This window comes from Burkholderia sp. FERM BP-3421 (genome assembly GCF_028657905.1).
Taxonomy (GTDB): domain Bacteria; phylum Pseudomonadota; class Gammaproteobacteria; order Burkholderiales; family Burkholderiaceae; genus Burkholderia.
Genome location: NZ_CP117780.1, coordinates 372,298 through 385,382 on the forward strand (window position 1 = coordinate 372,298; position 13,085 = coordinate 385,382).

Genomic DNA, 13,085 nt, shown 5'->3' on the forward strand with positions numbered 1-13,085 from the left:
CCGGCCGCCCCCTCGATATCCGCAATCGAAGCATCACGCCGAGGAAGCCGGCGTCTCGCGCGCGCTCAGCTGCGCGAGCCCGACCGCGTTCTTCACGTCGAGCTTCTCGAACACGCGCGCCCGATGCACCTCCACCGTCCGCACGCTGATGCCCAGCGCATCGGCGATCTCGCGGTTCGTGCGGCCGGCCACGATCTGCCCGGCGATCGCGCGCTCGCGCGGCGTCAGGCTCGCCAGGCGCTGGTCCGGCGTCGTCTCGGGCGGCCCCGCCTGCGCCTGCGCGTATTCGAGCCCGGCGACCACGCGGTCGACCAGCCGGTTGTCGGAGAACGGCTTCTCGAGGAAGTCGTACGCGCCGGCGCGCAAGGCGTCGACCGCCATCGGGATATCGCCGTGGCCGGTCAGGAACACCACCGCGTGATGCGCGCCCAGGCCCGCGTCGCGCAGTTGCGCGAACAGCTCGAAGCCGCTCATGCCGGGCATCCTCACGTCGATCAGCAGGCACGCGGGCGCGGCGGCGAGCCCCTCGTCGCGCCAGCTGTCGAGGAACAGGGCCGCGTCGGCGAAACCGCGCACCGCGAGCCCGCGCGAACGGAACAGCGCGCCCAGCGCATCGCGAATGATCGCGTCGTCGTCGATCAGGTAGAGGTTGCGCATGGCTCGTCGCTCGTCCGCAAATCGAAATAGAAACAGGTGCCCGCGCCGTCCGGCGCGTAACGCAGGCGGGAATGCATCGTCTCCAGCGCCGAGCGGCACACCGCGATGCCCATGCCCATCCCGTCGGGCTTGGTCGTGAGGAACGGCCGCTCCAGCGCGTCGCGCGCGTCGTCCGGCAGCCCCTGCCCGCGATCCCGCACGCTGACCCGCACGACGGCCGGCTCGTCCGCCGCCGCGCGCCGTTCGGCGCGGATCGACACGATGCGTTCGCCGGCGGGCAGATGCGCCATCGCGTCGAACGCGTTGCGCGTGAGATTCAGCAGCACCTGTTCGAGCAGCACGCGATCGGCCAGCACGGGCGGCAACGCCGCGTCGAGCACGGTATCGATGCGCTCGCCGAGGCGGCTCGTCTGCAACTGCACGAGCGGCAGCACGCCCGCGATCACGGGATCGAGCGCGACGGGCCCGAGCGACGGCGCGGTCTTGCGCACGAACTGCTGCACGCGCCGGATGATCTGCCCGGCCCGCTCGACCTGATGGCGGCCCTTGGTCAGCAGGTCGAGCGGGCCGCCGGCTTCGTCCGTCGCCGCCTCGGCCGCCATCAGGTTCAACGCCGCCGTGCAGTAGCTGTTGGCCGCCGCGAGCGGCTGATTCAGCTCGTGCGCGAGCGCCGACGCCATCTCTCCCATCGTCATCACGCGCGCCATGTGATGCAGCTGCTCGCTCTGCGCGCGTTGCCGTTCCTGCGTGCGCTTCTGCTCGCCGATATCGACGATCGACGCGGTCCAGCCCACCTGCCGGCCCGTGCCGTCGCGCAGCGGCGCTTCGTTGATCAGCACGGTCACGCGCGCGCCGCCGCGATGCTGGAACACCGACTCATGCGCCTGCCCCGGCAGCGTGCCCGCGAGCAGCTGCGCGTGGCGCTGCGCCGAGCGCTCGGAGAATTCCGGCGCCCAGTACGGCATCGGCGGCGCGCAGCCGATCAGTTCGTCGGCGCGATAACCGACCATCTCGCAGAACGCCGCATTCACGTAGGTGATGCGCCCGTCGAGATCGCGCGTGCGCAGCCCGGACACGAGCGAGTCCTCCATCGCCTGACGCAGCGCCTGCTGCTCGCGCAGCGCGTATTCGGCGTGCGCGCGCCGCACCAGGTCGCGCCACAGGCGCCACACCGACCCCGCGAGCAGCAGCGACAACGCGGCGACGGCGCCGCTCAACAGGTTCGGGATCAGGTAAGGCGGCCCGCGCGTGCTGTTCGCCTCCAGGTAGAGCGTCTGGTCCGCGAACCCCGCTTCGATCCGGTGCGTATAGACGCCGCGCCCGCGCACGCGCGGATCGTGCACGGCGACCCGCTCGCCGCGCGGATCGGTCAGCGTGACGGCGTTCTCGTGCGCGAACCACCACGGCAGCGTCGCCGTCAGCAGACGCTCGATCGACACGACCGCGGCCATCGCCTGCCCGTCCTCGCCGGGCGTCGGCGCGACGAGCAACGCGAGCCGCGGCTGATCCGCGCGCGGCTCGACGAGCGACGCGGCCGGGCGGCCGAGCCGCGTCGCGCGCTCGGCGGTGTCGCGCCAGGTCTCGGCCAGCTCGGGACGCGGCATCGCCGCCCGCGCCGCCCCGCCGGGAAAACACCGCACCGCCTCGAAGACGCGTTCGAGCCGGCACAGCGCCAGCACCTCGGGGCTGCGCCGCAGCAATTCCGCCGCGCGCCGCGCGAACAGCGCGGGGGCGGGCTCGGCGGCGAGATCCGTGCCGACGATCTGCATCGCCTCGACGAGCCGCTGCGCCTCGAAGCCGAGCGCCTGCTGCGCCCACAGCGTGTCCGAGATCAACTGTTCGTGACGTTGTTCGCGCTCGAAGCGCACCGCGACGAGCGGCGCCGCGAACGCGCCCGCGACGATCAGCGCGATCGCCGCGAAGGTCAGCAGCACGCGCCGCCGGGGCTGCGCGAAGGGGCCCGGCATGACGCCGCGCGCCGCGCGCGAATGTGGGATGTACGTATTGCCCGCCATGCATCGAGAACCGAGACTGGGCGCCACCTGCCAAGCCAACAGGCAGCAACCAGGAGGAGACTGAAATGAACCTGCGCCGTGTCTTCACGGGGCTGTGCTTGTCCGCCTTTGCGCTCGCCGCGGCCGCCCAGCAACCGATCGTCATCAAGTTCAGCCACGTCGTGGCCGCCGACACGCCGAAAGGCAAGGCGGCCGATTACTTCAAGAAGCTCGCTGAAACGCGCACGAACGGGCGCGTGAAGGTGGAGGTCTACCCGAACAGCCAGCTGTACAAGGATAAGGAGGAACTCGAGGCGCTGCAACTCGGGTCGGTCCAGATGCTCGCGCCGTCGCTCGCGAAATTCGGCCCGCTCGGCGCGAAGGAATTCGAGCTGTTCGACCTGCCCTATCTGTTCGACGGCTACGATGCGCTGCACAAGGTCACCGAGGGCCCGCTCGGCAAGCGCCTGATGACGCGGCTCGAAACCAAGGGCATCACGGGCCTCGCGTACTGGGACAACGGCTTCAAGGTGATGAGCGCGAACCGCCCGCTGCGCGAGCCGGCCGACTTCCGCGGCCTCAAGATGCGGATCCAGTCGTCGAAGGTGCTCGACGCGCAGTTCCGCGCGCTGAGCGCGATCCCGCAGGTGATGGCGTTCTCCGAGGTCTACCAGGGCCTGCAGACGGGCGTGGTGGACGGCACGGAGAACACGCCGTCGAACCTGTACACGCAGCGCATGAACGAAGTCCAGAAATACGTGACGCTGTCCAACCACGGCTATATCGGCTATGCGGTGATCGTCAACCGCAAGTTCTGGAGCGGCCTGCCCGACGACGTGCGCACCGCGCTCGACGGCGCGATGCGCGATGCGACGCGCTATGCGAACGAGATCGCGAAGCGCGAGAACGACGACGCGCTCGCCAAGATCAAGGCGACCGGCAAGACCGAGCTGATCTCGCTCACGCCCGCGCAGACGGCCGACTGGCGCCGCGCGCTGTCGAAGGTGCATCGCGGCCAGGAGCAGCGGATCGGCCCCGATCTCGTGCGCGACGTGTACCGCGCGACCGGCCAGTCGATGTAAGGCCCGGGGAGCGTCGTCATGAAACTGCTCGACCGCCTCGAGGAAACCCTGATCGCGACGCTGATGGGCGTGGCCACGCTCGTGATCTTCGTCGCCGTGATCCATCGCTATGCGTCCGGCGTCGGCGTCCCCTACCTGCAGGACTGGCTGCTCGCGCTCGACCTGAGCTGGGCGCAGGAACTGTGCATCTACCTGTTCGTGTGGATGGCCAAGTTCGGCGCGGCCTACGGCGTGCGCACCGGCATCCACGTCGGCGTCGACGTGATGATCAACCGCCTGCAGCCGGGCGCGCGGCGCGCGTGCATCGTGTTCGGCCTGCTCGCGGGCGCGCTGTTTACGGGCGTGATCGGCACGCTCGGCGCGCGTTTCGTCTGGGCGCTCGCGCACACGGACCAGGTCTCCCCCGATCTCGAGCTGCCGCGCTGGATCGCCTTCCTGTGCGTGCCGCTCGGCTCCTACCTGATGTGCTTCCGCTTCCTGCAGGTCGCGCGGCGCTTCCTGCGCGACGGCATGCTGCCCAAACACGATCATGCGCAGGTCGAGGGCCTGGACGCGCCCGCTCCCGCCGCGCCGGTTCCGCAAGGAGTTCATCCATGAGTCACAGTCAGCCGCTCGCCGCGCCCGCGGTCGGCGATCCGCGCGTCACGCGCGTCATCTTCGGCGTGGTCGCCGTCCTCCTGGTCGCGCTGCTGCTCGGCTTCGGCAAGCCCGCGTTCATCTTCTGCCTGCTGATCGCGCTGCTGCTGACGGGCATGCCGGTGTCGATCGCGCTCGGCCTCACCGTGCTCACCTACCTGTTCACGATGACCGCCGTGCCGATCGAATCGGTCGCGTTGAAGCTGTTCACCGGCATCGAGAACTTCGAGATCATGGCGATCCCGTTCTTCATCCTGGCGGGCGGCTTCCTCACGCACGGCGGCGTCGCGCGACGCATGATCGCGTTCGCGACCAGCATCGTCGGCCACCTGCACGGCGGCCTCGGGCTCGCCGGCGTGCTCGCCTGCGCGATGTTCGCGGCGATCTCCGGATCGAGCCCCGCCACCGTGATGGCGATCGGCTCGATCCTGCTGCCGGCCATGGTTCAGCAGGGCTTCCCGAACCGCTTCGGCGCCGGCGTGATCGCGACCTCCGGGTCGCTCGGCATCCTGATCCCGCCGTCGATCGTGATGGTGCTGTATTCGGTGTCCACCAACACCTCGGTCGGCGACCTGTTTCTCGCGGGCGTCGTGCCGGGCATCCTGCTCGCACTGCTGCTCGGCTTCGTGACCTGGTTCATCGCGCGCCGCCACGGCTATCCGCGCTTCCGCGAATTCGACGGCCACGGCCCGCTCGCGGCCACCGGCCATGCGCTGTGGGGTCTGTTGCTGTGCCTCGCGTTCTCGATCGCGCCGCCCGCCGTGCTGATCGGCCTGCTGTATCTCGTGCTGAGCCGCGCCGCACCCGGCCTCGCGGCCGGCGTCGGGATCATCGGCGTCGTGCTCGCGCTGGCGTGGCTCTACGTCGCCTACCGGGTCGGCCGACGCTTCACGCACCCCAGGCTGCTGCGCGCGGAGGCGCAGCGGGTCTGGACCACCTACTGGGAAAGCGTGTGGGGCCTGCTGCTGATCGTGGTCGTGATGGGCGGCATCTACTCGGGCGTGTTCACGCCGACCGAAGCCGCCGCGATGAGCGCCGTCTATGCGTTCCTGGTGTCGACCTGCGTGTACGGCGACCTGCCGCTCAAGCGCGTGCCGAAGGTGCTGCTCGACGCCGCGAGCATGAGCGCGATGCTGCTCTACATCATCACCAACGCGGTGCTGTTCTCGTTCCTGATGACGTCCGAGAGCATTCCGCAGCAGATGGCCGGCTGGATCCTCGGCCAGGGGCTCGGCCCGATCGGCTTCCTGCTGGTCGTGAACGTGCTGCTGCTGCTCGCGGGCAACGTGATGGAGCCGTCGTCGATCGTGCTGATCATGGCGCCGATCCTGTTCCCCGTCGCCCATCAGCTCGGCATCGATCCGATCCACTTCGGCATCCTGATGGTCGTGAACATGGAAGTCGGGATGTGCCACCCGCCCGTCGGGCTCAACCTGTACGTGGCGAGCGGCATCACGCGGATGGGCATCACGGAGCTGACGGTCGCGGTCCTGCCCTGGCTCGCCGCGATGCTCGGCTTCCTGCTGCTCGTGACCTATGTGCCGGCCATCTCGCTGTGGCTGCCCAACCTGCTGAAATGACCGCGCTACGCGCCGCCGCGCAGGTGGGCCGACGCCTCGTCCTCGACGCGCCGCCACAGCTCGACCGCCATCGGCCGCTCGGCCTCCTCGGCGAGATGGCCGACGAGGCCGACCGCGCGCGCCATCACGCCGAAGCCGCGCACGATCCGCCACGGAAAGCCGAACTCGCAGCAGATCGCGCCGATCGCGCCCGTCGCGTTGACGGGCAGCACCTTGCCCGACACGCGCGCCGCCTCGTCGCCGATCCGTTGCATCAGGTCCACGTAGCCGCCCGACAGGCCGTTTTGCGCGGCGATCTCGAACAGGCGCGGCGTACGCGGATCGATCGGCTTGTGCAGCGGATGGCCGAGGCCCGGCAGCGCGACGCCGCGCGCGCGCCAGGCGGCGACCGTGTCGCGCGCGAGCGCGTCCGGATCCGTGCAGCGCGCGCCATACGGCAGCGCCTCGGACAGCATCCGGCACGCGCCCTCCATGCTGCCGACGAACACCGAGCCCAGCCCGCACAGCCCGGCGGCGACCGCCGCCTGAAGCGATTCCGGCGCACCGGCGTAAGTCATGCGCGCGACGATCGCGCTGGGTGTCATGCCGTGCTCGACGAGCGTCACGAGGATCGCGTTGAACACCGTCGACTGCGCGGGCGTCGGCACGCGGCCCGTCAGTTGCAGGAACGCGAAATCGCCGAGGTTCATGTGGCCGAGCACCTCGTTCGGCAGATCCTTGCCGCGCACGACGATGCGGTCCGGCTCGCTGAACGCGATGTCGGAACGCACCACGGGTTTCGGTTGACGGGCCATGCCATGCCTCCTTGGAATTGCCGCGACGCGATCTCACGCGGGCGGGCCGCGCTCCCCGGCCGCACTTCCCGGCGGCGCAACCACCGTTGCGCCGCCGCGGGTTGCGCGCCGCCCCGCGCGTCGCGACGCCGGGGTGCGACGAGCTTGACGCATCCTCGCCGCGCCGGCCATTTGTCTCTCGCGAATCCGGCGTTCGGCGCGCGTTAACCCGCGACGCCCCCCATCGCAACGCGGTCGCCGCGGCGCGCGTAAGATGAACGGCGCATCGGGCCGGCCGACGGCCGGCCTTGCCCGTATTGCTCCACGGACAGCCGGGCCGCACGCCGGCCGTCCTCGCCGGAGACCTCCAGGAATCCCGCCATGCGTTTCGATCTGGTCGACCTGCATCTGTTCACCCATATCGCCGAAGCGCGCAGCCTGACGCGCGGCGCCGAGCGCTCGCATCTGTCGCTGCCCGCGGCCAGCACGCGCATCAAGAACCTCGAGGAACAGGTCGGGGTCAAGCTGCTGAGCCGCACGAGCCAGGGCGTGACCGTCACCGCGCCCGGCGCAACGCTGCTCGCGCACGCGCGCCGCGTGTTGCGGCAGCTCGAACAGCTGTCCGGGGACCTGCAGGAATATGCGTCCGGCGTGAAAGGCCACGTGCGCGTGTTCGCGAACACCACCGCCATGAGCGAATTCCTGCCCGCCGTGCTGCGTCACTACCTGGTCAACCACCCGGACGTGACGGTCGACATGCAGGAACGGCTCAGCCCGGACATCATCCGCGCGGTGCAGGACGGCGTGGTCGACATCGGCATCGTGGCCGGCGACGTGCGCACCGACGGCCTCGACGTGATGCCGTACCGGCGCGAACGGCTGGTGCTCGCCTGCGCGCTCAGCCATCCGCTCGCCGAGCGGCGGCGCCTCGCCTTCACCGAGGCGCTCGACTACGACTTCGTCGGGCTGCCGGAGGCGAGCGCGATCCACGCCTTCCTCAAGCGCGCGGCGGCCGACCTGCAGCGCACGCTGCGCTGGCGCATCCAGGTCAGCAACTTCGAGACCGCCTGCCGCATGATCGAGGCGAACGTCGGCGTCGGCGTGCTGCCCGAGGGTACCGCGCGCCGCCATGCGCGCGGCATGGCGCTGCGCATCGTCGCGCTCGACGACGCATGGGCCGAGCGCAAGCTGCAGATCTGCGTCGCGCAGCGCGATGCGCTGCCGCTGTTCGCGCGCAGGCTCGTCGATCTGCTGATCGAGGACGGCGCGGGCCGGCAGGACTGAGCGCGAGCGGCGGCGCTCACGCCATGTCGTCGGCGAGCCGCTCGCGCAGCGGCTGCTTGAGCAGCTTGCCGCTCGCCGTGGTCGGGATCGCGCTCACGCGCACGATGCGGCCGGGCCGCTTGTACGGCGACAGGCGCGCCGCCAGATAGGCGTGCAGCGCCTCGGCCTCGAAGCCCTCGCCTTCCTTCAGCTCGACGAACGCGATCACGTCCTCGTTGCCGTCCGCCGCCGCGCGACCGACCACGGCCGACAGACGCACGGACGGATGCGTGTTGAGCACCGCCTCGACCTCGAGCGGATAGACCTTGAAGCCGGAGCGGATGATCAGGTCCTTGGTGCGGCCGACGATGAACAATGCGCCGTCGGGCCCGAGCCGGCCGATGTCGCCTGTGTTGAGCCAGCCGTCGGGATGCAGCACGGCGGCGCTCAGCTCCGGCGCGCGATAGTAGCCGCGCATCACGCCCGGACCGCGCACCCACAGCTCGCCCGGTTCGCCCTCGCGCGCCGGCCCGCCATCGGGGCCGACGATCCGCAGCTGCGCCCCGTCGACGATCTCGCCCGCCGCGCAGTCGCTGCGCGGCCGCGCCATCCGCGTGATGAACAGCGAGCCCGCGTATTCGGTCATGCCGTAGCCATGATGCAGGGGCAGGCCGAACAGCGCCTCGACGTCCCGCTTGAGCGTCGGATCGAGCGGACCGCCGCCCGTGTACAGATAGCGCAGGCGCGGTGCGCGGAGCCCCGTGCCGCGCGCCTGCACGTGGGCGAGCAGGCGCGCGAACAGCGTCGGCACGCCCTGCAGGATCGAGATGGCGTCGCGTTCCAGCGCGGCGCACAGGTCCGCGGCCCGGAAACGCGCGCTCAGGTACAGGCTCGCGCCGGCGTGGAAGGTCGCGAGCAGCAAGGTCGCGAGGCCGAACACGTGCGACAGCGGCATGACCGCATAGGCGCAGTCGGCGTGCCCGAGCGCACGCGATTCCGCCGACACCCGCGCGAAATGCAGCAGCCCGCGATGCGTCACCATCACGCCTTTCGCCTGCCCGGTCGTGCCCGAGGTGTAGATCAGCGCGGCGACGTCCCGCGCAAGATCCTCGGGCTCGGGCTCGGCTGTGCCGCCGCCGCCGCCCGCCATCAGCGGACCGAGGCCCGGCGGCGCGAGTTCGTGCGCGTGATGGCGCAGGCCGTGCCGCAGCGCGTCGGGCGACGCGGCGTGCGTAAACAGCATCAGGCGCGGCCGGCAATGCGCGCGGATCGCGTCGATCTCGCGCTCGGACAGGCGCGCGTTGACGATCACGGGCCATGCGCCCAGCGCCGACGCCGCGAACAGCAGCGTGACGACCGCCACGTCGTTCTCCGCGACCACCATCACGCGGTCGCCCACCGCGACGCGCCGGTCGCGCAGGTAGGTTTTCGCCAGCTCGATGCGCGCCCACAGGTCCGCGAAGGTCAGGGTCTGGCCGTCGTCGACCAGCGCGACGTGATCCGGCGTCAGGCGCGCCCAGTGATGGGGGATGTCGCTGATTCGGCGCGGCAGGTATCGATCGGGGGGCATCGCGTGCGGCTCCTCGTACTGTGCGGGCGCGGCGCGGGATGCCACGTCGCAGGCCAGTGTCTTGGAGCGCTCCGGTGCGCGCAATTCGTATTCGCGAAAGGGGGAATTCCGGATTGTCGAAGCGGCGATGAGCCGGTGATGCGCGCGGCGCGCCGGGCCGCGCCGGAATCCACCTGATCCGGGGCGGATCGGATTCCGTCGACGTCTTCAGCAGCGCGTCGGCGAGCGGGATGCGGGCGGCGTTCGTTAGTTGCCGCGCCGCGGCAGGCGCCGAGCGTGCGCGGGCGGTCTCTCAAGCCGCCATCGGCTGCTGCACGCGCGCCCGGGCAACCGCCGACAGGGATATCAATGCGTGCTCCCCGCCCGCACGTCGGGCGCATTTGTCACCACGCGGGTCGAACCGCGACGAACGCTGTCCGGGCGGGGCAGGAGTCGGTGCGCAGGCGATCGGGATTCAATGCGGCATCGTCGATGCGCGCGACCATTTGTCGTCCCGATGCGCTTCGCGCAACGCATACGCCGCGCGCAAGGCTTCTTCCTGGTTGTTCACCTCGCGCTCGTAGCGCTCGCTGAGGTGCTCGATCGAAGCCAGCAGGACCGAACGATCGATATCGGGACATTCGGGTTCGGTTCCGTATCGGGCAAGCGCCGCCAGGCGGGAAAAATACGTGACCTGCTGGCGAGCGTTTTCCAGAGCGAGTTGCGCGATGGTTTCCAACACCGATATGTCGTTGGACAGTACGCGATAACGCTCGTCGCTATTCTCTTGATGCGCGCTCATACGTCGGGATCTCTGGAGAGCTGTCGGACGAATCGCGCGGGGCAGCCCCCGCGCGACCATGCGCGCCACGCGAAGCGAGTGCGCGTGGACGTAATATAGCGAGGAATACGCCGCTCTTCATCGAAACGGCGCGGCTCTGTCAATGATTGAAGTTTGCTGCGCGCACTTCACTCGCGCCAATCATCAAACCTCGCCTAACAATTGGGCCTCACCCGATTGCAGGGCGCAACCCGGGCTTCCTTCGATACCGCGTGGACTTCCGGGCGAGCGTTCATCCGCATCCGGCATTCGCTCGGGACGGCGCGCCCGCGGCCTCGCGCGTCGCGGTATGAGGCAACCGGGCCGGGCGCGCGGAGAAGCCCGGCGAACCGGCCTCGCCGACGCGCAGCAAGCCGCGACCCGCCACGGGTCCGCCCGGGCCGTTCAATACCGCGCGTCGGCCGGCTTCCTGTCCTTCGGCCAGTCCTTGACCTTGCCCGCGAAGTCCGGACGCGGCTGATGCGTGAAATATTCCGCGACATCCACCGTTTCCTGATCGGTCAGGCCCCCCTGTCCGAGCGGGAAGCGGTCATGGAACGCGATCGGCATGTTGCGCTTCACGAAGGCGGCCGCCGTATAGGTACGCGCCATGCCCGCGCCAAGGTTGAACGAGTCGTCGCCCCAGAGCGGCGGGTACACCCATCCGCCCGCGGCGTTCTTCACCCCCTCCCCGTCCCCGCCGTGGCACATCGCGCACTGCGCCGCGTAGACCTTCCTGCCGTTGCCGGCGTCCGGCACGATCCGGTTGCTGATCTTGCCGACGCCGCGCCCTTCGACCGTGTCGCCGGGCCGGGTCTCGCGGCGCATCCAGTCGAAATAGGCCACCATCGCCTTCATGTCCGCCGAGTCCGGCGGCAGCGGCTTGCCGTTCATCGAGCGCAGGAAGCAGCCGTTGATGCGCTCCGCCAGCGAGATCACCCGGCCGGCGCGCGGCGCATAGCTCGGAAAGAACGCCGAGAGGCCGACATACGGCGAACCGTCGGCGACCGTCCCGGCATTGAGGTGGCAGCTCGCGCAGTTCAGGGCGTTGCCGACCTGTCCGGGCAACATCCGCCGCGTGTCGAGGTTCAGGCGCGCCCCCTGCGTGAGCTGGCCCGCGTTGGGCTCGCCGAGCATGTCGGCGAGGCGCGGCGTCTCGAACCGCGTGTCGCCGCCGTGCCCCGCATGCAGTTGCCGCCGCATCCGCCCGACCTCGCCCGCGCCGATGGCCCGCGCATCGGCGCGGCCCCAGCTGCTGCGCACGAAATTGAGAATCTCCGCGATCTCCTGATCGCCGAGCGGCGAAAACGCCGGCATCGTGAGCACCCGCGCATGACGCACGGTCTGCGCCGAACGCCAGCCCGTCAGCATGATGTGGATCAGCGTCGACGGATCCTCCGAGCGCAACGCGGTATTGCCCGCCAACGGCGGAAACACGTCGCGAACCCCGGCCCCATCCGCACGGTGGCAGTCGTTGCAGAATTGCAGATATCCCAAGCCGCCGCGCGAGGTGTAGAGCGCGGCCGGCTCCCGCGACGCGGCCTCGGGAGCCGGCGCGATCGCCGGCGCCGGACCTTGCGCCACCTGCATCGGCTTGTCGTGCTCGGCGGCGGGCAGCGACTTGAGATAGACGCCGACGGCGAGCAGGTCGCCGTCGCTCATGTACTGCGTGCTGTGTTGGACCACGTCCACCATGTTGCCCGACACCGTGCCGTAGCGATTGCGCCCGGTCTTGAGCATCTCGGCCGTCTCCGGCGGCGTCCACAGCGCGCGCAGGCTGAGCGCGCGCCAGCCCTCGACGGTCTCGCCCGCGAGGTAGTCGCGGCCGCCGGCCCCGGCGTCCGACATGGTCTTTTCCTGGAACCCGAGGCCCCGCGGCGTATGACACGCGCCGCAGTGCCCGAGCCCCTGGACGATATAGGCGCCGCGATTCCATTCCACGCCGCGCGCGGCGTCGGCCTTGAAGGGCACAGCGTCGAGAAAGGCCCGGTTCCACAGCGCGAGGCCCCAGCGCTGGTTGAACGGGAAGCGCAGCGCGAGCGGCCGGTTGGCCTGCCGGACCGGGGCCACGCCCTGCATCAGATAGCTGTACAGCGCCCGCATGTCCTCCGGCGAGATCTTCGCGTACGACGGATAGGGCATCGCCGGATACAGGTGATGGCCGTCGGCGGCCACGCCCCGGCGCATCGCGCGATCGAACTGCTCGAAGCGATAGCGTCCGATGCCGGTCGCCGGATCGGGCGTGATGTTGGTCGAATGCAGTTCGCCGAACGGCGTTTGCAGCGCCAGGCCGCCCGCCAGGGGCCTGGACTTGTCGCCCGTATGGCAGGCCACGCAATCGCCGAGACGCGCCACGTAGCGCCCGCGCGCCACCTGGGCGCGCGTCGCGGCGTCGAGATCCGCGGCATAGTGGGCGGGCAGGTCGTCGATGATCCGGGGCGGCGCGACATGCGGCGACACATCGGAGGCCGGCCACGCCGGCGCGACCTGGGCGAGCATGCCCGCCACCATGAACATCCGTGCGACGCGACCCAGCGCCGTCGTCCTACCCCCAAGCTTCATACTCATTCTCTGAACGCGTGCTTTCTTTTGATTGGCGGCATGCGTCGAGCGCGGGACAAGGCCGCCAGGCGTTCAGTTCAGCGCCTGGGCCGGCTGTCCGTGTCGCGATGCCCTGATGGTCCCCACTGCGGAATCAGTATGCGGGGATCATGCGGGCGCACGCTTGATG

The 13,085-nt window shown here is 70.2% G+C and carries 10 protein-coding genes; 4 read left to right on the plus strand and 6 right to left on the minus strand.

Going from position 1 to position 13,085, the window contains the following annotated elements; translation table 11 throughout:
- Positions 1-33: 33 nt before the first annotated feature.
- Entirely contained in the window at positions 34-657 is a 624-nt protein-coding gene (locus Bsp3421_RS02460; protein ID WP_273995200.1) for a response regulator transcription factor, read from the minus strand.
- Positions 639-2,624, minus strand: coding sequence for a PAS domain S-box protein (locus tag Bsp3421_RS02465; protein WP_273995201.1), 1,986 nt, complete (start codon positions 2,622-2,624; stop codon positions 639-641). The genes Bsp3421_RS02460 and Bsp3421_RS02465 overlap by 19 nt, the downstream gene beginning before the upstream one ends.
- 113 nt (positions 2,625-2,737) lie before the next feature.
- Between Bsp3421_RS02465 and Bsp3421_RS02470 the strand changes: the two genes are divergently transcribed.
- From Bsp3421_RS02470 to Bsp3421_RS02480, 3 genes are read left to right on the plus strand one after another with little or no spacing between them, the layout of a single operon-like run.
- Complete coding sequence (locus Bsp3421_RS02470; RefSeq protein ID WP_273995203.1) at positions 2,738-3,733, plus strand: TRAP transporter substrate-binding protein; 996 nt, start codon at positions 2,738-2,740, stop codon at positions 3,731-3,733.
- Positions 3,734-3,751: 18 nt separating this feature from the next.
- Positions 3,752-4,330, plus strand: coding sequence for a TRAP transporter small permease (locus Bsp3421_RS02475; RefSeq protein ID WP_273995205.1), 579 nt, complete (start codon positions 3,752-3,754; stop codon positions 4,328-4,330).
- Positions 4,327-5,949, plus strand: a complete 1,623-nt coding sequence (locus Bsp3421_RS02480; protein ID WP_273995207.1) for a TRAP transporter large permease — start codon at positions 4,327-4,329, stop codon at positions 5,947-5,949. Before Bsp3421_RS02475 ends, Bsp3421_RS02480 begins: the two co-directional genes overlap by 4 nt.
- Positions 5,950-5,954: 5 nt before the next feature.
- Here the strand turns inward: Bsp3421_RS02480 and Bsp3421_RS02485 are convergent, their stop codons facing one another.
- A complete protein-coding gene (locus Bsp3421_RS02485) occupies positions 5,955-6,743 on the minus strand; it encodes a citryl-CoA lyase (protein ID WP_273995208.1) in 789 nt (262 codons plus the stop codon).
- Positions 6,744-7,103: 360 nt separating this feature from the next.
- Between Bsp3421_RS02485 and Bsp3421_RS02490 the strand changes: the two genes are divergently transcribed.
- Positions 7,104-8,006 carry a LysR family transcriptional regulator gene (locus Bsp3421_RS02490; protein ID WP_273995210.1) on the plus strand — a complete coding sequence of 301 codons (903 nt, stop codon included), beginning with the start codon at positions 7,104-7,106 and terminating at the stop codon, positions 8,004-8,006.
- 16 nt (positions 8,007-8,022) lie between these two features.
- Here the strand turns inward: Bsp3421_RS02490 and Bsp3421_RS02495 are convergent, their stop codons facing one another.
- The 3 genes from Bsp3421_RS02495 to Bsp3421_RS02505 form a co-directional block, all read right to left on the minus strand.
- Positions 8,023-9,555, minus strand: a complete 1,533-nt coding sequence (locus tag Bsp3421_RS02495) for a class I adenylate-forming enzyme family protein (RefSeq protein ID WP_273995212.1) — start codon at positions 9,553-9,555, stop codon at positions 8,023-8,025.
- 454 nt (positions 9,556-10,009) lie between these two features.
- Positions 10,010-10,336: a hypothetical protein gene (locus Bsp3421_RS02500; RefSeq protein WP_273995213.1), complete on the minus strand. Its 327-nt coding sequence runs from the start codon at positions 10,334-10,336 to the stop codon at positions 10,010-10,012.
- Positions 10,337-10,759: 423 nt separating this feature from the next.
- Positions 10,760-12,865 (minus strand): c-type cytochrome, encoded by a 2,106-nt coding sequence (locus Bsp3421_RS02505; RefSeq protein ID WP_443111423.1) that lies wholly within the window; start codon positions 12,863-12,865, stop codon positions 10,760-10,762.
- Positions 12,866-13,085: the final 220 nt, after the last annotated feature.